Consider the following 22,080-nt stretch of genomic DNA (forward strand, 5'->3'; position numbering starts at 1 on the left):
GGCGGACAACAGAGCCGACGTAAAACGTTTTTTGATCCGTGAGGGTGACCGAGCCGCACCCGGAAGGACCAACACCGTGATCTCACCCGCGTTGCAGCAGCTTTTCGACGCCCCGCCCCGGGACTTCGGCCCCACCCCGCTGTGGTGGTGGTCCGGCGCCAAGGTCACCCGCGAGCAACTCGCCTGGCAGTTGCGCCGGTTCGCGGACGGCGGCGTGCACAACCTCGTCGTCATCAACCTGGCCCCGGCCGGCCCGGCCTTCGGCGCCCGGACCGACGACCCGCCGTGGTTCGGCGAGGAGTGGTGGGACCGCTTCACCGACGCCTGCCGGATCGCCCGGGACCTGGGCACATGCCTGTGGTTCTACGACCAGATCGGCTTCTCGGGCGCCAACGTCCAGGGCGCCGTCACTCGCCGTCACCCGGAAGCGACGGGCCGCGCCCTGCGCTCCCGGAGGGCCATCGTCGCCGGCGGCACGGTCGCCCTGCGCGGAGCCGAAACCCTGGTGGCCGCCTACGACTTGGCGGGCCGCCGCCTACCCGCGGCTCCCGACATCCCGGCCGCCGATGGGACAGAGGTACGGCTCGTCGTCGCCGTCTCCACGGCCTTCGACTACCTGGACCCGCACGCCGTGGGCCTGCTCCTGGACGCCGTCCACCACGAGTACGACCGGCGTGTCCCCGAGTACCTGGGCAACGTCATCGCAGGCAGTTTCCAGGACGAGTTGCCCGGCACGAACTCCTGGAGCCACCGCTTCCCCGACGAGTTCCGTGCACGTCGCGGCTACGACCTCCTCGACCATCTGCCCGCTCTGTTCGGCCCGGTGACGGCCCGCGCGGCGAAGATCCGCGCCGACTACTACGCGGTCCGCGCCGAACTCACCGAAGAGTCCCTCTTCAAGCCCCTCGCCGCGTGGCACGACGAACGCGGCATGCTCATCGGAGCCGACCAGAGCAACCCCGCGCGGGCGGGCTTCCCGGCCCAGTCGACACAGATCTACACCGACTACTTCCGCACCCACCGCTGGTACGGCGCCGCCGGAAGCGACCACGAGGGCGACTCCAAAGTCCACTCCTCCATGGCCCATCTCTACGGCCACGAGCGCGTCTGGATCGAGGCGTTCCACTCCTCCGGCTGGGGCGGCACCCTGGCGGACACCTACGACTGGCTCCTGCCGTTCCTGCGCAGTGGCGCCAACCTGTACAACCCGCACGCCAGTTACTTCGGTACCGCGGGCGGCTGGTTCGAATGGGCACCGCCCTCCACCGACTGGCGCCAGCCCTACTGGCAGCAGTACCCGGCGTTCTCCCGTGCCGTCGCCCGGATCTGCTCGATCATGTCCTGGGGCACCTACAGCGCCGGCGTCGCGGTCCTGCACCCCACCGCCACCATGCAGTCCCTCATCCCGCTCGACGTCCCCGTCAAACACTTCGGCGACGGCCGCCTCGGCGAGGACCATGCCGACGTCGACGAGACACAGGAGCACTACCTGGACCTGGTCGGCACCAACAACTGGTTCCGGCCCCGCATCGGCACGCTGGACCGCCACCGCATCTCCTTCGACGTCATCGACGACGCCTCTGTGCAGCGCGCCACGGCCGCCGAAGGGGCCCTGCGCGTCACGGACTTGGCGTACCGCGCGGTGCTGCTGCCCTCGGCGAGCGTCCTGGAGGAGGAGACGGCACGCCGACTGACCCAACTCCTCGACGCGGGCGGCCGGGTGGTGGTCGTAGGCCGTCCGCCCGCTACGGCGGCCGGGCAGGCCGGTGACGACAATGTCGTGGCGGCACTGCTGAAGGACCCGCGACTGGAGCGGGTGAGCGATGCCGAGGCAGGAGCGGTGTCGGTGGCCGATCTCGCCGGTCACGCGACCGGTGAGGTGCCACTACTCGTCAGGAGAAGGGGAGTTGAGGCGGTCGCCCTGGTGACGGGTGCCTTCCCCGACGCGCGGACGCTGCCGGGAGACGCCAACCACGAGGCGGACCCCGCGCGTTACGCCCGCCAATCGACCGTCACCGTGCACGCCCCGGTCACCGAGGCCGAGATCTGGAACCCGGCGACCGGCGCCCGCCGCCCGGCCCAAGTCACCGTCGCCGACGGCCGATCGACCATCGAGGTACCACTGGAGGGCGCCCCCGCCGTCCTTGTCGTATGGCGCGAAGGCACCCCCCAGACACACCCGGCGGACGCACCAACACCCGTGGCGGAGCGGGCGATCGACCTCTCACGCGGCTGGGAGGGTCGCCTGGTCCCCACCATGGACAACACCTGGGGCGACCTGGCGCTGCCTGCCGGCTCATCCGTCGCCGAGCCGCAGATCTGGACGATGAGTTGGGCCGAGACGGACGGTCCCGACGCGAACTGGGAGCAGACGCGGGCGACCTACGGCAACCGGGTCCGCGTGCTTTCTCCGGTGCCGTCCGCGCAGGCCCCCGATCCGCTGGACGAGACCTTCGTCGAACGGGTCCTGGCCGGTGAACTACCCCTGGTCACCCCGGACTTGGGATGGCGCTGTTCGCTGTACTCGTCGAGCCGGGGCATCCCGGATCCGGACGGTCTGCTCGGCAACAAGGGCCTGGTGGCAGAGGAGTTCGTCCGTGTCCCCGTGCCCGGGCCGGGAACGGTCGCCCGGGTCCGCTCGATCGTGGAGACGGACCATCGCGGTCCCGCCGATCTGCACATCGGTGGCGCGTCCGCCAAGCGGGTGTGGTGGAACGGCGAGCGGCTGGACACCGATACCGGGTATCTCGCCACCGCCCGCGTGGAGATCGGACGGACCCGCAACGTCCTCGAATACGAACTGGGCGAGACTCAGGCCAGGCCGTTGCTGATCTCCGGCAAGGCCGACACGCCGTTGGGCAGCTACTTCTGCCTGACCCGCCCGGACGCGTTCGGGCCGCGCCCGCAGTTCATGTGCCTGCCCGAGGACGTACGACCGTTCGGCGGCGTGACCTATCGAGGGCGGCTCCATGCCTCTGGCCAGGCGGTACTTGTCGTCGGTGCGGCAGTTGGCGTGACTGTGCTGCTCGACGGCGAGGTCGTCGCGCGCCAGGAGAAGGTGGAGTACTACGAGTCCGACTGGGGCGCGGTACCGATGTTCTTCCGGCATCAACTCGCCCTCGGCGAAGGCGAACACGTGCTGGAGGTGGTGGCCGACGCCGTCGATCCGCGCGAGGCGGTGTTCGTCGACTGCGTGGCGGGCGCGGGGAGCGCGGTGAACTCCCTGGTGAGTGGCGCCGGTTGGGAGGCGGAGACGGGGGAGTGGCGCGGCCGTACCGTCGAACATGAGGGCCGGTGGGGGGAGTTGCAGCACTGCTACGCGGCCGTACGACCGCACCCGTTGCCGGACACCGAGTGGCTCACCGGGGCGCCGGTGCTCGGTGCCGCCGTACTGCCGCTGCGTTCGACGGACACCGTGCGCGAACGCGCCCAGCGCTTCCGCTTCACCGTGCCGTCGGGCACCGAATCGCTGGACCTGCCACTGGAGTTGCCCGCGAGGGTAAGGGTCGGCGACGGTACCGAGACGCGGCTCGAGGGCCAGGTCCTGACGCTGGAGCAGCCGCTCCCGGAGCCGACGGAGATCGAGGTCGTCACCGCACCCACGGCCGTACTTCGGGGCGGCTCCGCCTGGCGCGGGCCGGTGCGGGTCCGCGCAGTGGCGGCGCAACTGCCGCTGGGGGACTGGCAGTTGTTGGGGTTGGGCGGTTGGAGTGGTGGGGTGACGTACTCGCGGGAGGTGGAGGTTCCGGCCGGGGCGGACCCGGTGCTGGATCTGGGGCGGGTGCGGGGCAGTGTGTCGGTCGTGCTCGACGGGGAGTGTGTCGGCGAGGCGTTCTGTCCGCCGTACCGTTTCGAACTCCCGGGTGCCGCAGGGCGGTTGGTGCGGCTGGACGTGACCGTCAACAACACCCTGGCGCCCTATCTCGCCGAGGCCACCCCGACCGCCTGGGCGTTCCCGTCGCAACTTCCGTCGGGGTTGCTGGGGCCGGTGACGCTACGGGTTCGGGACTGAGAGGGGGCGGGTGGAGTCCCGGAGGACGAGGTCGGGTGCGAACACCCTTGTCTCGTGGGCGTGTTCGGCGCGGGCCTCCACCTCGTCGAGCAGCATTCCCACGGCCGCCCTGCCGAGTTCCTCGACGGGTTGCCGGACCGTCGTCAGGGTCGTGCCGACGAAGCTCGCGATGTCGAGGTCGCCGTAGCCGACGACCTGGACCTCCTCGGGTATGCGCACGCCCCGCTCACCGAGTCCGCGGCACAGGCCCGCGGCGAGGAAGTCGTTGGTGCAGAAGACCCCGTCGGGCAGTTCGTCGAGTCCGCGGGCGATCTCCAGGCCGTACGCCACCGTCATCTCGTCGGCGACGATCTGGCGGACCCGCGCCTCGCGCCGGGTGCGTACGGCCTGCCGTGCGCCCTGGTAGCGGTCGGCGCACTGCACGATGCCGCGCTCGCCGTTCACCACGAGGATGTCGCGCGCCCCGCAGTCCAGGAGGTGCTGCACCGCGACTCGGCCGCCGGCGATGTCGTCGACGGAGACGGAACAGCCGTCCTGGGCCGGCAGCGCGCGGTCCGCGAGCACCAGCGGGATGCCGCGTTCGCGGAGCCGGGTGAGCCGGGTGGGGTCGGCGCCGAGCGGCACCACCACCGCGCCCACGGCCCGCTGTTCGACCAGCATCGTGAAGTAGCCCTGCTCCCGCTCGGGGGCGTCGCCGCTGTCGCAGAGCACCAGGGAGTAGCCGTGGTCGTAGGCGGCGTCGGCGGCACCTCGTGCGATGCGTGAGTAGAAGGAGTTGGCCACGTCGGGAAGGACCAGGCCGATCGAGGACGAGTGGCCGGTGCGCAGGCCTGCGGCTCCCGGATGCGGGACGTAGTCGAGCGCGGCGACCGCGTCACGGACCCGCTCGGCGGTGCGGGCGTTGACGCGCTCGGGCCGGTTCAGGACATTCGACACCGTGGACATCGAAACCCCCGCGGCGGCGGCGACGTCCTGGATACGGGCGGGGCGAACCTGGATGGCGCCCACCCCCCTCGCTGTGACAGCCGTGCGACCAGGCACGACGCGGTTCTCATGGGCGGCGTCAGTGTACCCCGATGGTGGTTGCAACGTTTTTGCGCCGGTGGGTTCGAGAGGGGGGTGCATTGGCCGAACCGGGCCGTGATCACCAGGGTTAACATGGGGTTATGGCTGAGGGTTCCGGAGTTGATGCTCCGATGGAGGGCGCCCGCCCGTTGAGGCGCGACGCCGCCCTCAACCGGGAGAAGATTCTGCTTGCCGCGCGGGAGGTCTTCGGCCGGCACGGGTTGGGGGTCACGCTCGACGATGTGGCCCGGCACGCGGGGGTCGGGGTCGGGACCGTGTACCGGCGCTTCCCCGACAAAGAGACCCTGGTGCGGGCCCTGTTCGAGCAGGATCTAGGGATCCGGCAGGCGTCCGCGGAGCGGGCGCTCGCTCATCCCGATCCCTGGGAGGGGTTCGTGGACTTCCTGACGGAGATGGGCGCCGACCTCGCCGAGAACCGTGGCCTGCAAGAAGTGATCATGCTGGGCAGTCACAGTTCCGAGCCCATCGAGACGGTGCGGGGCGGGATGCTCCCCTTCCTGGAGGCCCTGATCAAGCGGGCGCAGGAGAGCGGGGATCTGCGTGCGGAGATCACTCCCTCCGACATTCCCGTCATCGTCCAAATGCTCAGTGCGGCAAGCCAGTTCACCCAGGGCAAGCGGCCCGATGTCTGGCGCCGCTACTTCGAGATCATCCTGAACGGCATCCGGCAGCGTCCCGACAACCTTCCGCTGACGACACCGAGCTTGAGCAACGAGACGGTGGAACAGGTGATGGGTCTGGTCCGGCCGGCCTCGGCACCGGAGTAGCAGGTCTGCCGTACGTACAGACCTGCCACCCGTGTTTCAGGAGGACGGTCCCCAGTCGGTGTCGCTGGGCGTGGCCGAACTCGGCGTCGTCAGAGGCAGGTTGACGAAGGACGCCGCCTGCGGGGAGCGCTCGACGGTGTAGCTGCCGCCGGCCAGGTTCGCCAGTTCCTGCGGGGTCGGGGCGACGGGGAAGTGGAAGTCGGCCGGGGGCTGGCTGTTGATGCTGATCTGGATCCGGTAACCCGCCGGGATCTTGGTGAAGTTGGACAGCAGGGAGATGTCGTAGCGGGTCGTCTGCCCGGGTGTCACCGGGTGCTGCGACGCCTGGGTGAAGGGGTGGGTGGGTTTCAGCAGGGTGCCGTTGTCGCCGTACCAGCTCTCCTCGGTGTCCAGGGCACGTTGGCTGCCCAGGAGGGTTCCGTCGGCCTGCTTGGTCACCGTTCCGTCCGGCGCGACGATGCTCAGCTTGGCCGACAGTTCGGTCTCCGGTGTCGTCGACTTGGCGTAGAGGGTGACGTCGGTCGGGCCGTTGAGCAGGGCCGCCTTGGTGAGTGGGGCGGTGGTGTAGGTCAGCGTGTTGGCCGTGGTCGCCGCGCTCCAGGAGAGCGTGTCGCTGCCCTCGTCCGTGGGTTTGCCGGGAGTGAGGGAGCCGTTGCCGAGGTAGTAGGTGCGGGCGTCGGAGGACAGGGGCCAGGCGGCGCTGTCGACCCAGGTGTTCGCGCCGTTCTCGAACAGGTGCAAGGGAGTCGATGTGTTCGCCATGCCGGTGGGCGCGTTCTTGAGCCAGGTGTCGAACCACTCCAGGCGGATGCCCTGCAGCGTCGCCTCGTTGACGTGCTCGCCGTGGGTCCAGGGTCCGACGATCGCCTGATAGCGGCCGGTGACGGGGTCGTCCGACGAGATCGGGTCGGTCAACGGCCGGTGATAGTAGGCGTTTTGGGCGGACACGTAGGCGCCGAGGTTCCCGCCGGGGAAGAGGTCGTTCCAGCCGGCCTCGGTCAGTGCCGGAATGTTGTTGCCCACGATCTTCGGCACGAGTTTCTTCTGGACGTTCAGGGACTGCCAGTAGGCATCGTTGTACGAGCGTGAACCGCCCGATGCCTGTTGGGCGATGGTCACCGACTGCGGGTCGGTGGCGGGGTCGTCCTCGGGGCCGCGCGGCTCGGCCTGGGCGATGCCGGCCACGAAGGGAGTCGGGATACCGCCGTTGCCCGTGAGGTCGTTGTAGAAGTCCGAGTCGGTGCAGAACGGTGTGATGGCCTTCAGCGCGGAGCTCTTGCCCACGGCCGCCGCCGTGAACCACTGGTCGACCCCGAGGTAGGAGCAACCGTCCAGCCCCACCTTGCCGTTGGAGCCCGACAGCGTGTGGGCCGCCCAGTCGACGAGGTCGGCTCCGTCCTTGCCCTGCCGGTCCCCGAACCAGTCGACCTGCCCGCCGGAGTCACCGGTGCCGCGCACCGCGGACGCCACGTAGATGTAGCCCCGCTGCACGAAGTAGGTGCCGCTGTCGGTGGGGTCGGAGCGCTGGGCGCCGTAGGGATTCTGGGTCAGGAGCACGGGGAACGGGCCCGACGCGCGGGCGCCGGTGCTCGGGTCGGTCGGATAGACGACCTCGACGGCGATCTTCACGCCGTCGTCCATGGTGACGGTGGTGTGGACGGGCGCGCTCGCCGCGTAACTCGCCGCAGGTGGCGTCCAGTTGGTGGCGTGCGCGGGGAGGGCGGTGGCCGTCGTCTGGCCTGCGGCCACGAGAAGGAGCACCGCGGAGGCGCTGCTCAGTACGGAGAATCTGTGCGGCAGCTTGATCCGGGGGTCTGCTGCCTTGGGCGTTTTCATGCGGCTCCTTGGGACGGGTGGGGGGTTCCGCGTCACGCCGCCTGCGCGGCGGCCTGCGGGGCGCGGTTCAGGGCGAAGAGCGGGAGCACGGCACGCCCGCGGATGTCGTTGGTCAGCTCCGCCAGGACCAGATAGAACGCGACGGCGGCCAGCACGATCTCGACGTAACCGGCGGTCTTGAGCACCGAATCGTTCGGCACCCCCGCGCTCGAAGCGCCCAGGTAGGCGGTGACCAGCAGCACGATCGTCAGCGTCAGCAGGGAGAACGCGCTCACGATCACCGCGTTCGTGCCCAGACTCGCGATGCCGAACACCAGCGTGACGACCAGCCAGCCGATGAGGAACAGCCCCAGCGACTGCATCACGGCGTGTCCGCCCGCGGCGGCCGAGGCCTCCGCCGACGCCCCGCCTGCCTTCGCCGCGGCAGTCGCCGCTCCCGCGATGTGGGGTGCCGCCCAGAACTCGATGACGGTGTAGCCGAGCCAGAACGCCCCGTACGCCGTCAGAAACGCCGCCGCGAAGGTCGCGCCGGACGCCAACGCGAAGAAGCCCGCGACGAGTTGGACGAGGCCGCCGTAGAAGAAGGTCCCCGCCAGGATGATCGTGCCGTCGGCCGCGTCGATGATCCCGGCGGTGTGCAGGCCCAGGATGAGTGAGCACCACGCGAATCCGGCCGCCCCCACGGCTGTCGCGTGACCGATGTGGGATGTGGTGGTGACTGTCGGGACCGGTGGGCTCTGGGCATCGTGAAGCGACACTTCGGTCATGGTGATCAACCCTTCTGGAATGTCGACAGCGGGGCGCTCGGCCGGGCCGTCTACCGAATGGTCGGTAGTTTGGGAAGGCCGGTTGGGGCTGTCAAGGGATCGAACCGAAGTGGAAAACGGCCTGGATGCCGCCTGAGCGGCGACTGTCGGCTGGTCGAACGCGGCGCGTGGGCGGTTTCAGGGGTGTGCCCTCGGGGCGCGGATCTCGGACATCGTCCCTGGTGGGGATGGGTGTCTGAGGTGCCGCCCCGAGTGGCCGGGCGGGTGGTGGGTGATCGTTCGGGAGGGGTGAGTCGCGGGGCTTCCCGGGCCGAAGAAAGTGGAGATATATTCTCCGAAACGAGGGTGGGGAGCCTCGAAACGAGGGGCGGTCCTACTGGGCGAGCTGCCCGCGGAGGCCGCCGAGGATGAGCCCGAGTCCGAACTCGAAGCGGTCGTCGAAGTCGAGGATCTTCTCGACGGGGGTGGAGAACAGTTGCGGATACGTCTCGCTCGCGTCCGGGATCGGGAGCCTGTCGCGCGCGTCGTCGGTGAGGCCCTGCTGCTCCAGGGCTTCCCCGAGGACGTAGCAGAAGACGGTGGACGTGGCCCAGAGCGCGGCCACGCCGTTGAATCCCGCGCGTTGCATGACGCCGACGAGGCGCTCGGCGAGCGTGAGGCTGTGGCGTTTCGCGGCGTAGCTGCCGCCGACGATCCTGGCTCCCTCGCGCTGTGCCAGCAGGGCCTGCCGCAGCTGTCTGGCGAGGAGGGCGACCTCGGCCTCCCAGTCGCTCTCGCGGCTGTCCGGCAAGGCCTTGGCCAGGATCGCCTCGGCCATCTCGTCCAGGAGGGCCTGCTTGTTGCTGAACACGCGGTAGATGGCGGGCAGTTGGAGCTTGTTGGCGTCCGCCAGCCGACGCATGGTGAGCGCCTCCAGTCCGCCGTCGTCGACGATCCGGAGCGCGGCGGTCACCAGCGCGCGGGCGCGGGTCGCGGGCGGCGGGGGGCTCGCCGGCGCGGGGGACGAGGCGTCATGACCCAGAGGCATGGTAACGATGTTATCGCCCCCTTTGGGGAGGCCTGAAGAGGGGAGTCCCGAAGAGGGGAGCCGCGACGGAAGATCCAGACGGTATCCGATGAGGAGTGGGGGAGCGGGACCGGTCGTGTCGCTCCGACGGGTGTGGAGCGCGGACCGGCCCCGAACGGTGTGAGGTGATCAGCCCTCGCTCTCTCCCAACAGCCTGCGCAGCCAGTCCAGTTGGGCGGCTAGGGCCGACCGGGACAGTCGTGCCTGCGGAGCGAAGCCGGCGAAACTGTGGAAGCCGCCGGGCCAGACGTGCAGTTCGGCCGTGCCGCCGGCCTGCCAGATCCGGTCGGCATGGCTGACGACCTCGTCGCGGAAGGTCTCGGCGCTGCCGACGTCCAGGAAGGCGGGCGGAAGGCCCGCGAGGTTCTCGGCGCGGGCGGGCGCGGCATAAGGGGACACGTCCGCGCCACCGCGCGATGCGCCGAGCAGCGCGGTCCAGCCGGTCTCGTTGGCCGTACGGTCCCAGATGCCGACGCCGGTCATCTGGTGGCCGGACGAGGAGTCGTTGCGGTCGTCCAGCATGGGGCACATCAGTAACTGGCCGATGATGCGCGGGCCTTGGCGGTCGCGGGCGAGCAGGGCGAGCGCCGCGGCGAGTCCACCGCCCGCGCTGGTCCCCGCGATCACGATCCGCTCGGTGTCCGCGCCCAGTTCTCCCGCGTGTTCCGCCGTCCAGAGGAGCCCGGCGTACACGTCCTCGATCGGCGCCGGACGCGGATGCTCCGGGGCCAGCCGGTACCCCACGGACACGACGACCGCGTCCAGTTCCCGCGCCCAGCCCAACGGCACGGTCACGCCTGACCTGTTGTCGCCGATCACCATGCCGCCACCGTGCACGTAGTAGATGACCGGGCGAGGGTGCGCGGGGGCCGGCTTGGTGGGGCGGCAGATGAGGAGCGGGATGTTCGGGGCGTCCTCGGGCCCGGGTACGGTGCGGTGCTCGATGTCGAAGGCGCCGTCCATCGTGAAGTCGATGTCGGCGAGCGCGGCCACCGCCGGACCGTCGCGGAGGCCGTCGATCTCCTCCAGCGTCAGGCCGGGCGTGAGCACCTCCTTCAACGAGTCGAGGACGGTGGCGAGTTCGGGGTCGAACGGGGGCGGTGTCAGAGGCATGGCTTCTCTCTCCGTGCGGGCGGTCGTGGACAGGAGGGGAGGAGGGCGGTGCTCGCGGGGGTGGTCCCCAGTGCCGTCGCGTCAGAGCGTCGCGACGCCAACGGCGGTGCTCGCGGACGGAGTTGGATGGCCCTGGCGTGCCGTGGCGTTGATCGCGGTCGGCTCGAGGGCACGGAGCGCCGCTTCCACGCTGAGCGTGAACGCGTTCGACCTGTTGATCCGGCTCCGGATCGGAACGTCCTTGTCGGGAACGTGACTTGCCGGCCGGACGAGGTTGTTGCGGAACGCGATGCCGTGTGCGGTCCGGGGTGTCATCGTCTTCCCGGAGTCGGGAGCCGACCGCTGGATCTGCCTGATCCACGGGCGCCGTTTCCGCTCGTACCGGGTGAACGCACCCGTGATGTCCTCGCGTGTGCCCGCCAGTTCGCCGGCGAGGACGTACCCGCCGACCATGGCGATCGTGGCGCCGTGACTATGTGGTGCAGGTGGTCGGTCTCCGGGCCGAACAGCGTCTCGATCTCCGCGACCGGTCCGTCACCGCCGAACTGGTCGGCGCGGAGCGCTCCCCTCGGACGACCTTGGCCGTCCACGAAGGAGAGGCCGAATTCGCCCCGGAGATCAATACCTTGAGTCGCCCCATGGCCGGCCTCGCTTCACTGAAGGGTGTGCCCCACACGTGTTAACGGCGTTATCGCCGAAGGTAACGTTAACGGCGTTACCGTGTCAACGGAGCGAGATCATCCTTGGGGTGGGCGAGTGCGGGGAGCCGTGGTCCGCGGGCGAGGGCAGGTGCCGGCAGGTGCCTCTCAACGCCCGGAGTGTGCCTGATCGGTGGAGTCCGCGACGACGCCGGGGCCCGTGGTGTCGGCGTCTGCGGTCTCGGTACCCGTGGTGCCGGGTCCCTCGGCGTGTCCCGAGCGGAGCTGCTCGGCGGCCCAGTGGGCCCACTCCTGCTCCAACACCCGCTGCCGGATGCCGTGTTCCAGGACGAGCCTGCCGCACACGGTGAGCATGTCCTTGTCCCACTCCTCCGTGTCCCGGAGGGAGACCAGGGTGTCGTGCTCCTTCGCCGAGGTCTCTGCGTGGTCGAGGAGTCGCTGCACCGCTTCCTCGCGCGGGAGGAGTCCGAGGAAGAAGGTCTGCAGAAGCATCGGGTTGCGCAGCGGCCTGCTCTCCCGGGTCTCGGAGAGCCAGCGCAGGGTCTCCGCGTGCCCTTCGGGGGTGAGTGAGTACTGCTTGCGTCCCCGTGGGCCCTCCTCCGTGACCTTGATCAGGCCGGTCGCGTCCAGCTTGGTCAGCTCGCCGTAGATCTGGCTCTGCTTGGCGGGCCAGACGTAGCCGAGCGAGGTGTCGAACATTTTCAGCAGGTCGTAGCCACTGCCGGGGCGGAAGACGAGGAGGCCCAGGAGGGCGTTGCGAAGGCTCATGCAGGCAAGCCTAACGCCTGTCACTCCAATATTGACAGGTCGAAAACTACCCATGCGGATTCTGTGCGTCCGGGAAGGGGTCGCGTGGAGGTCGAGCGCGGCCGTAAGGGTTTGCGCAGGTAGGGGCTGTCCGGGTCTCTGGGGGTGCCGCCGCGGTGGACTTTCGTTCAATATTCCATTCTTGACATGTTGATTCCGGAGCATCTAGCTTCCACCGGTCAAAGTTGGAACATCGAGTTGCGAGGAAGTTCAACGTGGGAATCATGGGCTATTTGCGCGGTTTCTACCCATGGATCGCGGCAGGCTTCGTCTCCGCCGTCGACTGGCGGTGGGGCGCGGTGGCCGGCGTCGTCGTCGGGGTCCTGCTGCTTCTCCAGGACCGGCGCAGGGGAGTGGCGATGGACGCGATGGTGCTGGAGATCAGCACCATCATCTACTTCGTCATCATCGGGGCGATCGCCTTCAGTTCACCCGACTCGTCCGTCCAGCACCACAGCGACGTCATCTCGTTCGTCTGGCTCGCCGGTACGGCCTGGGGCAGCATGGCGCTCCGCAGCCCGTTCACGCTCGGGATCGCCCGTCGGCAGGCGCCCGAGGAGTACTGGGACACCCCGGGTTTCCTCGCCGTCAACAACCACATCACGGCCGCCTGGGGATCCGGGTTCACGTTCATCGCCGTCGTCCTGGCCATCAGCAACGCGACCGACGCCCCCGCCTGGGTCGGCATCACCGCCCACGTCGTCGGCCTGGTCGCCCCCGCGGCCTTCACCTCGATCTACCCCAAGCGTGTCCAGGCGCGCCTCGAAGCCATGCAAGCGGCGCAAGCCTGACCAGCCAACCCAAGGACTTCCCCATGAGTACGGACAAGACCCCACCGCCTCCGCACCTGGCGGGCAACTTCGCCCCGGTCCCCGACGAGATCACTGTCACCGAACTCGCGGTGACCGGAGCGATCCCGCCGGAACTCACCGGCTGGTATCTGTGCAACGGCCCCAACCCGCACGAGGCCGCCTCGGCCCACTGGTTCACCGGCGACGGGATGGTGCACGGCGTCCACCTCGACGCCGGCAGGGCCACCTCGTACCGCAACCGCTGGGTCCGCACCCCCACCCTCGAAACGGGCGTCCAGGTCTACGGCCGCGACGGCGAGATGAACCTTGCCGCAGGCGTCGCCAACACCCACGTCATACGGCACGCGGGCCGCACCCTCGCCCTCGTCGAGACGTCCTTCCCACAGGAGTTGAGCTGCGCGCCCGGCCGCGAACTCGACACCGTGGGGCCCTACGACTTCGACGGCCGCCTGCGCACCCCGATGACCGCCCACCCCAAGGCCTGCCCGGTCACAGGGGAGTTGCACTTCTACGGATACGGCGGGCTGTCGGCGCCGTACCTCACGTATCACCGTGCCGACGCCGACGGCGAGTTGACCGTCAGCCGGCCGATCGACGTGCCGGCGCACACGATGATGCACGACTTCTACCTCACCAGGAACCATGTCGTCTTCATGGACCTGCCCGCCGTGTTCAGTATCGAGCGGGCCATGGATCCGGACGGAGGTATGCCGTACGTCTGGTCCGACACCTATGGAGCCAGGCTCGGCGTACTGCGCAGGGACGACCCGTACGGCGACATCCGCTGGTTCGACATCGACCCCTGTTACGTGTTCCACACCCTCAACTCCTATGAGGAGAACGAGGGTCGGCGTCTGGTCCTGCTGGGCATGCGCTACCCCTCCCTGCGCGACGGTGTCACCGTGGAGACGGCGGCACACCTGTGGCGGTGGACGATCGACCTCACCACCGGGGCCATCGCCGAGGAGCAACTCGACGACCACCCGGGGGAGTTCCCCCGCATCGACGACCGACTCGCGGGCCTGCCCGCGGACTTCGGTCACGCCACCGCGGCACCCGTTCCGGAACTCGCGCAGTACGACCCGAACGAGTCGCGTGCCGCGATCCACCGGTACGACCTGCGCAAGTCGAGCGTCGCCAGCCACTACTTCGCGCCCGGACGCTTCCCGGGCGAGGCGGCCTTCGCCCCCGCCGACGATCAACCCGGTGGCCCCGGCTGGCTGATGACCTACGTCTACGACGCCTCGACCGACCGCAGCGACCTGGTCGTCCTCGACGCCGACAACCTCACCCGGGAGCCGGTGGCCACCATCCACCTGCCCCGCCGGGTGCCCGCCGGATTCCACGGCAGTTGGCTGGCGGACGCCTGACGGACCGCACCCTGTCGAACCGGTGAACGGTGAGCCGTCCTCCGAGCCCGAACACTCGGGTTCGGAGGACGGCGCTCGCCAGGGTGCCCTCAACGGCCGGCCGGAACCAGGTGCCGAAGGGAACTCATGATGGGCGATGTCGCGGGGGCGGCACGCACGGAGGACGCGTCACTGACGCGAGCGGCCCAGGCGGGTGAAGTCGCCGCGCTGGTCCTGCTGTTGGAGCGGCACCGGGCGGGGATGCGCGCCGTGGCGGTGAGCATTCTCGGCCCGGGCGCGGACGCCGACGACGTGATGCAGGACGCGGCGCTGACAGCGCTGCTGCGGATCGGGGACGTACGTGATCCGGAGGCCGTGGGCGCATGGCTGCGGATGATCGTGCGCAACGCCGCCCGGCTGGTGCTGCGGGAGGCGGGGGTGGTCCAGCCGGTTGATGAACTGCCGCTGAGATCAACGCATTTGGGGCCGGAACAGTGGCTCGAACGCAACGCGCTGCGCGACTGGGTCTGGGCGGCGCTGGAAGAGCTCTCGCCGGCGTTGCGCATGCCGTTGGTGCTGCGTCACTTCGCCACCGGGGTCACCTCGTACGAACGGATCGCGGAGGTCTGCGGGATTCCGGTCGGCACGGTACGCAGCCGACTGAGCCAGGGCCGGGTCAAGTTGGCGGCAGCCCTCGCGGCCACGGCGGACGCCCCGCACGGCGATGCCGAACAACGCGTCCGCGCCAGCCGGATCGAGGCGCGCGAACTGCTGGCAGCGGCGGCACAGAAGGGTCCTCGACCAAGCCCTGATCTCACACCGGACCGGATCGGCGTCCTGCGCTGAACTCCCCGAAATGCCTGAGCTACCCGAAACAGCTCAACTACCCGAAATAGTGGCCCTCTTCGATGTCCGGGACCAGCGCGGGGTGCGTCGGTCGCCATCCCGTGCGCTGCCGCGTCAGTGCGCTCGACGCGGGGTTGTCGAGCGCGACCAGGGGAGCGAGGAAGCCTACGAAGTGCCGGCTCGCCTCCTCGGGGGTGAGGCTGACGGCCGGGACCTTCAACTGGCGGCCGATGGCCCGCGCGATGTCCCGGAACGGCACCCCTTCCTCGGCGACCGCGTGCAGGGGCGTACCGGCCGGGGCGGATTCCAGGGCCAGCCGGTACAGGGTCGCCGCGTCGCGTCGGTGCACCGAGGGCCACCGGTTCGACCCGTCACCGACGAAGGCGGACACACCCGTCGTACGGGCGACGCCGATGAGCGTCGAGATGAATCCGCGGGCGTCCCCCGGGCCGTGCACGGTCGGGGCCAGCCGCACCGAGGACGACCGCACGCCGCGCTCGCCCATGGAGAGGACGGACAGCTCCACCTGGAGCCGTAGAGCCGTGACGGGGTTGGCGAGGGAGGGGGTCTCTTCGGTGAGCAGGCGGCCCGGTGTGCGGCCGATGACCCCCGACGTGACCACGAAGGGTTTGCCCGTGCCGGCCAACTCCGTGCCGATCGCTTCCACCGCGTGCAGTTCGGCCTTCGCGCGTGCGGCCGGGTCGGTGGTCTCGGAGATGTGCTGGTTCGCGGCGTAGACGACGCCGTCCGCCGTGACGGCTCCGGCGCGGAGGCTGTCGGCGTCGTCGAGGTCACCGCGGTGCACGGCGACACCGGATCGCGTCAGGGCGTCGGCGGCCGGGTCCGAGCGGGCGAGGCCGAGCACCTGGTGCCCCGCGTCGAGGAGTTCGCGGACGACCGCGGATCCGATGTAACCGGTCGCGCCCGCGACGAAAACACGCACAGTGGAGATCCCCCAGGTCGGTTCGGGTCGACCCGGCGACAGCAGTCGACGGGCTCACGGACCACGCTAGGAAGGGTCCGCGCGGGTGTCCAAGTCCTGTGTCGCATAGGGCGATGCGCGACAGGCATGACCTCAGGTGGGTGCGCGACGGTGGCTGATCCGGAGGGAAACGGCAGCGGCGCCAGGACCCGTACGCTCAGGTCCTGGCGCCGCACTGTCCGCCGAGCTGCCTCCCAACCAGCGGACAGAACAGGTCAGTTGATGGTGTAACTGTCCCCGTAGACCTTCCAGTTCAGCGGTGTGTTGAGGTCGAAGTTGCCGTTGCGGAGGAAGACGCGCTGTTCGGTGTCGACGCGGGTGGTGTCGCTGTGGGCCTCCTCCTGCTGCATGGCCCACACGCGCGCGTCGAGGAAGGCGTTGAGGTACGTCGTCTCGTTACCACCCTGGGCCGGCGGCTTGGCCGAACGCAGGGCACGGGCGCGGATGTTGCGGAAGCTGGTGGGGTCGTCGCCGTCGCCGTGCATGACGATGGCGTCGTAGTACGTGAACTGGCCCAGCACGCGCAGCCCGTCCGTCTTGCCCTGGCTGACGGCGGGGTTGAAGTACACGCGGTCGCGTTCGTCGTTCTGCGCCTGCTGGAACACCGTGTCCTGCGCCGCGGTGCGCCAGTCCTTGGGGAAGTTCGGGTCGAGACCGGAGTGCGAGTCGGTGCCGTTGACGTTGCGCAGCGCGGGCAGGTACTTCGCGAGGACGTTGCCGGGCTTGCGGGTCGCGTAGAGCTGGACGAGGTCGAGCATGTCGCCGGTGCCGGAACAGAAGCCGATGATGCCGGCGGTGTAGCCGCGGCCGTCGCCTATGTCCTCGATGTACTTGTACTGCGCCTTCCAGTCGAGCGAGGAGTTCTCCGCGCTCGACACCAGCTTCATGGCGATCTCCTTCTTCGCCGGGTCGTCGAGGCCGATCGCCGCGGCGGTCCTCGTGGTCGCCGAGGCCTGCGGGGTGCGCAGCAGAGGTGCCGCCGCGAGGGACACACCGAGGAGCGCGAGGAGGGTGCGGCGAGAGGGGTTCGCCGGCTCGGAGGTCACAGAATCGTGGAACGGGTGGACCACGGGGACTCCAAAGGGTGGTGGGGGGTGGGGAGTTGGTCGTACCGCCGAACTGATAGGAAAGTTAACTATCAGAGGATCGGCGCCGAGGGCACCCACCTGGAGCCAAGTTCGTAGCTATGAACGAGAGTCGTGTGTCTGTGCGAGGGTGATGCTTGACGGTTTGCCCACGCTTGTCGCGTCGGCCATCTCGGCGACGCGTGAACTCCGGACTCCGGACGGCCCTGGTGGCGGCGGGCGGTTTCACCCTCGCCGTGTCGCTCGCCGTGTATCCGTACTCCCGTATTTCGCGGATGTTGCGCGAAGTCTTGACGCGTCCCGCCCCGTTGCGTAGATATGACTGCGCAGTCATGACAGCGCAGTCATAAGCCGGAGCCGGGCTAGGATGCGGCTGCCGGAGATCGGGAGACACCATGACACCAGTGGCAGGACGTGGCACGGGAGCCGCGCCGCGCAGCGTGGACGTGGCACGCCTCGCGGGCGTGTCGCAGAAGACGGTGTCCCGGGTCATGAACGACGAGCCGTACGTCTCCGAGGACGTACGCCGTCGTGTCCTCGCGGCGGCCGGGGAACTCGGCTACCGCTCCAACAACGCCGCCCGCGCGCTCGCCTCCGGACGCACCCGGTCCATCGGCGTCGTGACGCTCGGCACCGCCCTGTACGGTCCCGCCTCGCTGCTCATGGGCGTCGAACGGGCCGTACGGGACACCGGCTACGCGCTCCGTGTCGTCAACACGATGGAGGGCGAGTCGGCGGGCATCGCCGGAGCCGTCGACTCGCTCCTGGACCAGGGCGTGGACGGCATCGTCATCTCCGAGCCGATCGACGAGGAGGGGGGCGCGGAGTTGTCCGCGCGGGTCGATGTGCCGGTGCTTGTTCTCGGCGCACCGCCGCCGTTCGCCGCGCCGCATGTCGTGACGGGCGGGATCGTCTCCGGGCAGATGGCGCGGGCGGCCACCGAGCACCTGCTGGAACTGGGCCACACCACGGTCCATCATCTGGCCGGGCCCCAGCGCTGGTACTCGGCGCGGGACCGGCTTGAGGGGTGGCGTGCCGCGCTTGCCGACCACGGGCGGGCGGAGCCTCCGGTTGTCGAGGGGGACTGGTCGGCGGCGTCCGGATATGCGGCCGGGCGTGAACTCCTCGCCGACCCTGCCCTCACCGCGGTGTTCGCCGCCAATGACGACATGGCGATCGGGTTGATGCGGGCGTTGGCGGAGGGTGGTCGGCGTGTTCCGGAGGATGTCAGCGTGGTCGGGTTCGACGACACGCCGGTTGCCGCGTATGTGACTCCGCCGTTGACGACCGTGCGGCAGCCGTTCGATGCGATGGCGCAGGGCGGTCTGAAGTTGCTGGTGCATGCCATCGAGAACCCTGGGTCGGATCCGTTGCCGATGGCCGACCCGCCGGTTGAGCTTGTTGTTCGGGCGTCTTCGGCGGCGCCGCGCTAGTTGCCTGGCTGGGTCCGCGGTTCTTTCGTCTGCGGGCCGGTGGGGGCTGGTCGCGCAGTTCCCCGCGCCCCTAAAAAGCGGGGCGATTGCGGCACCGGTGACTCTCGGGGCCGCCCCATCCACACCACGCCAAATACACCTTCAGTACGCCGTCGGCCGGTGTGCCGGTCACCCATACCCTCTCTCGGGAGTTCATCATGTCCGGACCCTTCTTCAACTCGCCCTCGTCCCTTAGCCGTCGGGGTTTCCTCGTCGCCGCCGGTGCGCTGTCGCTGGCCGCCTGTGGCGGGGGTGGTGGCGGTACGAGTGGCTCGTCGAGCAAGCCGGTCAGCCAGGCCGACATCGACAAGGCGATGAAGACGCCGACCCAACTGACGTTCTGGACCTGGGTTCCGAACATCGACAAGGAGGTCGCGCTCTTCGAGAAGAAGTACCCGGCCGTCAAGGTCAAGGTCGTCAACGCCGGTCAGGGCACGCCCCAGTACACCAAGCTGCGCACCGCGCTCAAGGCCAACAGCGGTGCCCCGGACATGGTGCAGATCGAGTTCCAGGCGATCCCGACGTTCACCATCACCGACAGCCTGCTCGACCTCCGCCCCTACGGTGCCTCCGCGCTCAAGTCGACGTTCGTCGACTGGACTTGGGGACAGGTCAGTGGCAGCGGCGGGGAGATCTGGGCGATACCGCAGGACACCGGCCCGATGGGCATGCTGTACCGCAAGGACATCTTCGACCAGCACGGCATCCAAGTCCCCGCCACGTGGGACGAGTTCGCGGCCGCCGCCCGCAAGCTGCACAAGGCCGACCCGGACGTCTACCTCACCAACCTCGCGGCCAACCAAGTCGCCGCCTGGCACGGTCTGTTGTGGCAGGCGGGCGCCAAGCCGTATGTCACCTCCGGCAAGAGCGACATCACCGTCAGCGTCGACGACGCGGTCTCCAAGAAGCTCGGCGAGTACTGGGGCACCCTCGCCAAGGACGGCGTGATCGGCGTCGAGCCGGACTTCACCGACGCCTGGTACGCGGCCCTGAACAAGGGCAAGTACGCGACCTGGTTGACCGGCGCCTGGGGGCCGGCCTTCCTCTCCGGCTCGGCGAAGGCCACCTCCGGGAAGTGGCGTGCGGCCCCGCTCCCGCAGTGGGACGCGGCCAAGCCCAGCTCGGGCAACTGGGGCGGCTCCACCACCGCGGTCATCCGATCCACCAAGAACCCCGTCCAGGCGGCGGTGTTCGCCCAGTTCCTCAACAGCGACCCCACCAGCGCCAAGATGTTCGCCACCGAACAGTTCTTCTTCCCGGCGACCAAGACCCTGCTCTCCGAGCCGAGTTTCCTCGCCGAGGCCCCCGCCTTCTACGGCGGCCAGAAGGTCAACCAGATCTTCGCCGACATCAGCGCCCAGGTCGACCCCGCCTTCCAGTGGCCGCCGTTCCTCGACCGGGTGGCCACGGACTGGACCGAGACCGTCGGCAAGTCCCTCGCCGACAAGACGGACACCGTCCGCGCGCTCGGTTCCTGGCAGTCGCGCATCACGACCTTCGCCAAGAGCCAGGGCTTCACGGTCAAGGGAGGCTGATGATGGCCACCACCACGGTGAACACTCCGGTCAAGTCACCGCCCCGACGGCGCCACGGCAGCGCGGGCGTCCTGTTCATCGCCCCGTTCATGGTGCTGTTCCTGCTCCTCTTCCTCGCCCCGCTCGGCTACGCCGCCTACCTGAGCCTCTTCCAGGAACGTCTCATCGGCGGCTCGACGTTCGTCGGCCTGGACAACTACGTGACGGCCCTCAAAGACCCCGAACTCCTCAAGGGCATAGGCCGAGTTGCCCTGTTCTTCGTCATCCAGGTCCCGGTGATGCTGCTGCTCGCCCTGTGCTTCGCACTCGCGCTGGACAGCGGCCTGTTGCGGCTCGCCCGGGTGATCCGCCTCGGCATCTTCGTCCCGTACGCCGTCCCGAGCGTGATCGCCACGCTCATGTGGGGCTACCTCTACGGCCCCGACTTCGGCCCCTTCGCCCAGATCAGCCACGACCTCCAGCTGCCGGCCCCGCACTTCCTCAGCGACAGCTGGATGCTCGGCAGCCTGGCGAACATCGTGACCTGGGAGTTCGTCGGCTACAACATGATCATCCTGTACGCCGCACTGCGCACTGTCCCCGGCGAGTTGTACGAGGCGGCGGCCATGGACGGCGCGGGCGCCTGGCGCATCGCCTGGTCCATCAAACTCCCCGCACTGCGACCGGCGTTGACCCTCACCCTGCTGTTCTCCGTGATCGGCAGTTTCCAGCTGTTCAACGAACCAAAACTGTTGATGAAGGTTGCCCCGGCCGTCATCGACAGCTCCTACACCGCCAACCTCTACGCCTACTCCGTCGCCTTCATCAGTCAGCAGACCAACTACGCGGCCACCGTGTCCTTCATTCTCGGGCTGGTCATCGTGATCGTGTCGTACGCCTTCCTGCTCACGGCGAACCGCAGGAGGACTGCATGACCACCGCCACGTCCACTACCGCAACCACCGTGAAGGCGAAGCGAGTTCCTGCCGAGGCCGGCCGGTCGCGCCGTTCGCCGACCCGCCGCCGCAGCACCCCGCTGACCATCGCGATGCTGGCCGTCCTGGCGTATTTCCTGTTGCCCCTCTTCTGGCTGCTGGTCGCCTCGACCAAGAGCACGCAGGACCTGTTCAACACCTTCGGCCTGTGGTTCTCGCACGCGCCCCAACTGCTGTCGAACATCAAGGCCACCTTCACCCAGGACGACGGGGTGTTCGGGCGCTGGCTGCTCAACACGGTGCTGTACGCCGGGGCGAGCGCGCTCGGTGCCGCACTGCTCGCGGCGGCGGCCGGCTACGGCTTCGCCAAGTACCGCTTCCGCGGTCACGGCGCAGCCTTCAACCTCGTCCTCGGCGCCATCATGATCCCGACCACCGCACTGGCGATCCCCACCTATCTGCTCTTCGCCAAGGCGGGCCTGGTCAACACCCCTTGGGCCGTCATTCTGCCCTCCCTCATCAGCCCCTTCGGCCTCTACCTGATGCGGATCTACGCCGAGGACGCCGTCCCCGACAGCCTCGTCGAGGCCGCCCGCATGGACGGCGCCGGCGAACTCCGCATCTTCTGCACGATCGCGCTGCGGCTGCTGGCCCCCGGTCTGGTGACCGTCATCCTCTTCACGCTCGTCGCCACCTGGAACAACTACTTCCTGCCGCTGATCATGCTCAACGACCCGAACCTGTACCCCATCACGGTCGGGCTCTCCTCCTGGGCCGACCAGGCGCAGAACGGCGGCGCCGGAGCCAGCAGCGACATGTTCGCCCTCGTCGTGACCGGCTCCCTGATCTCGATCATCCCGCTGGTCCTGGCCTTCCTGCTGCTCCAGCGGTACTGGCAGAGCGGCCTGGCCACCGGCGGCGTCAAGCAGTAACCCCCTTCCAGCATTCCCCCCAACACCCCCTGCACTCCGG

18 protein-coding genes are annotated in these 22,080 nt (G+C 69.2%); 9 read left to right on the top strand and 9 right to left on the bottom strand.

The features are described 5' to 3' along the window. Window positions 1-76: 76 nt before the first annotated feature. The gene (locus SPR02S_RS06370) at window positions 77-4,012 is read left to right on the top strand and encodes a glycosyl hydrolase (RefSeq protein WP_019056101.1); all 3,936 of its coding nucleotides are present in this window, start codon (window positions 77-79) and stop codon (window positions 4,010-4,012) included. On the opposite strand, the gene SPR02S_RS06375 is transcribed toward SPR02S_RS06370, so the two are convergent. Beyond that, the gene (locus tag SPR02S_RS06375; protein ID WP_019056102.1) at window positions 3,995-5,020 is read right to left on the bottom strand and encodes a LacI family DNA-binding transcriptional regulator; all 1,026 of its coding nucleotides are present in this window, start codon (window positions 5,018-5,020) and stop codon (window positions 3,995-3,997) included. The two genes, SPR02S_RS06370 and SPR02S_RS06375, sit on opposite strands and share 18 nt — an antisense overlap. A 158-nt stretch (window positions 5,021-5,178) precedes the next feature. On the opposite strand from SPR02S_RS06375, the gene SPR02S_RS06380 reads away from it, so the two are divergent. After that, window positions 5,179-5,865, top strand: coding sequence for a TetR/AcrR family transcriptional regulator (locus tag SPR02S_RS06380; RefSeq protein WP_026150282.1), 687 nt, complete (start codon window positions 5,179-5,181; stop codon window positions 5,863-5,865). A 36-nt stretch (window positions 5,866-5,901) separates the two neighbouring features. Here SPR02S_RS06380 and SPR02S_RS06385 read toward each other — a convergent pair whose 3' ends face one another. From SPR02S_RS06385 to SPR02S_RS06415, 6 genes are all read right to left on the bottom strand, one after another. After that, window positions 5,902-7,701, bottom strand: a complete 1,800-nt coding sequence (locus SPR02S_RS06385; protein ID WP_019056104.1) for a CocE/NonD family hydrolase — start codon at window positions 7,699-7,701, stop codon at window positions 5,902-5,904. Between the two features lie 32 nt (window positions 7,702-7,733). Continuing rightward, entirely contained in the window at window positions 7,734-8,468 is a 735-nt protein-coding gene (locus SPR02S_RS06390) for an acetate uptake transporter (RefSeq protein WP_019056105.1), read from the bottom strand. 373 nt (window positions 8,469-8,841) lie between these two features. Then, window positions 8,842-9,495, bottom strand: a complete 654-nt coding sequence (locus SPR02S_RS06395; RefSeq protein ID WP_106436914.1) for a TetR/AcrR family transcriptional regulator C-terminal domain-containing protein — start codon at window positions 9,493-9,495, stop codon at window positions 8,842-8,844. 168 nt (window positions 9,496-9,663) lie between these two features. Beyond that, a complete protein-coding gene (locus SPR02S_RS06400) occupies window positions 9,664-10,647 on the bottom strand; it encodes an alpha/beta hydrolase (RefSeq protein WP_019056107.1) in 984 nt (327 codons plus the stop codon). An 81-nt stretch (window positions 10,648-10,728) separates the two neighbouring features. After that, window positions 10,729-11,100, bottom strand: a complete 372-nt coding sequence (locus SPR02S_RS06405) for a Rossmann-fold NAD(P)-binding domain-containing protein (protein ID WP_019056108.1) — start codon at window positions 11,098-11,100, stop codon at window positions 10,729-10,731. 353 nt (window positions 11,101-11,453) lie between these two features. Beyond that, the gene (locus tag SPR02S_RS06415; RefSeq protein WP_019056110.1) at window positions 11,454-12,074 is read right to left on the bottom strand and encodes a PadR family transcriptional regulator; all 621 of its coding nucleotides are present in this window, start codon (window positions 12,072-12,074) and stop codon (window positions 11,454-11,456) included. Between the two features lie 263 nt (window positions 12,075-12,337). On the opposite strand from SPR02S_RS06415, the gene SPR02S_RS06420 reads away from it, so the two are divergent. The 3 genes from SPR02S_RS06420 (at window position 12,338) to SPR02S_RS06430 (ending at window position 15,120) form a co-directional block, all read left to right on the top strand. Next, window positions 12,338-12,904 (top strand): hypothetical protein, encoded by a 567-nt coding sequence (locus SPR02S_RS06420; protein ID WP_019056111.1) that lies wholly within the window; start codon window positions 12,338-12,340, stop codon window positions 12,902-12,904. Window positions 12,905-12,927: 23 nt separating this feature from the next. Then, window positions 12,928-14,295: a carotenoid oxygenase family protein gene (locus SPR02S_RS06425; RefSeq protein WP_019056112.1), complete on the top strand. Its 1,368-nt coding sequence runs from the start codon at window positions 12,928-12,930 to the stop codon at window positions 14,293-14,295. Between the two features lie 126 nt (window positions 14,296-14,421). Continuing rightward, window positions 14,422-15,120, top strand: a complete 699-nt coding sequence (locus tag SPR02S_RS06430) for an RNA polymerase sigma factor (RefSeq protein ID WP_019056113.1) — start codon at window positions 14,422-14,424, stop codon at window positions 15,118-15,120. Between the two features lie 37 nt (window positions 15,121-15,157). Here SPR02S_RS06430 and SPR02S_RS06435 read toward each other — a convergent pair whose 3' ends face one another. Together SPR02S_RS06435 and SPR02S_RS06440 are read right to left on the bottom strand one after the other, a co-directional pair. Next, window positions 15,158-16,063 (bottom strand): SDR family oxidoreductase, encoded by a 906-nt coding sequence (locus SPR02S_RS06435; RefSeq protein WP_019056114.1) that lies wholly within the window; start codon window positions 16,061-16,063, stop codon window positions 15,158-15,160. A gap of 254 nt (window positions 16,064-16,317) precedes the next feature. Next, entirely contained in the window at window positions 16,318-17,172 is an 855-nt protein-coding gene (locus tag SPR02S_RS06440) for a chitosanase (protein WP_019056115.1), read from the bottom strand. A gap of 410 nt (window positions 17,173-17,582) precedes the next feature. Here SPR02S_RS06440 and SPR02S_RS06445 point away from each other — a divergent pair, with 410 nt between their 5' ends. The 4 genes from SPR02S_RS06445 to SPR02S_RS06460 all read left to right on the top strand — a co-directional run bounded on the left by SPR02S_RS06445 (window position 17,583) and on the right by SPR02S_RS06460 (window position 22,040). Then, on the top strand, window positions 17,583-18,620 hold the full coding sequence (locus SPR02S_RS06445; protein WP_078622825.1) for a LacI family DNA-binding transcriptional regulator: 1,038 nt from the start codon (window positions 17,583-17,585) through the stop codon (window positions 18,618-18,620). A gap of 197 nt (window positions 18,621-18,817) precedes the next feature. Beyond that, a complete protein-coding gene (locus SPR02S_RS06450; RefSeq protein WP_019056117.1) occupies window positions 18,818-20,194 on the top strand; it encodes an ABC transporter substrate-binding protein in 1,377 nt (458 codons plus the stop codon). Beyond that, window positions 20,194-21,108: a carbohydrate ABC transporter permease gene (locus SPR02S_RS06455; protein WP_019056118.1), complete on the top strand. Its 915-nt coding sequence runs from the start codon at window positions 20,194-20,196 to the stop codon at window positions 21,106-21,108. Before SPR02S_RS06450 ends, SPR02S_RS06455 begins: the two co-directional genes overlap by 1 nt. Then, the gene (locus tag SPR02S_RS06460) at window positions 21,105-22,040 is read left to right on the top strand and encodes a carbohydrate ABC transporter permease (protein WP_019056119.1); all 936 of its coding nucleotides are present in this window, start codon (window positions 21,105-21,107) and stop codon (window positions 22,038-22,040) included. The genes SPR02S_RS06455 and SPR02S_RS06460 overlap by 4 nt, the downstream gene beginning before the upstream one ends. Window positions 22,041-22,080: the final 40 nt, after the last annotated feature.

The sequence above is a fragment of the Streptomyces prunicolor NBRC 13075 genome (genome assembly GCF_000367365.1).
GTDB classification, from domain to species: Bacteria; Actinomycetota; Actinomycetes; order Streptomycetales; family Streptomycetaceae; genus Streptomyces; species Streptomyces prunicolor.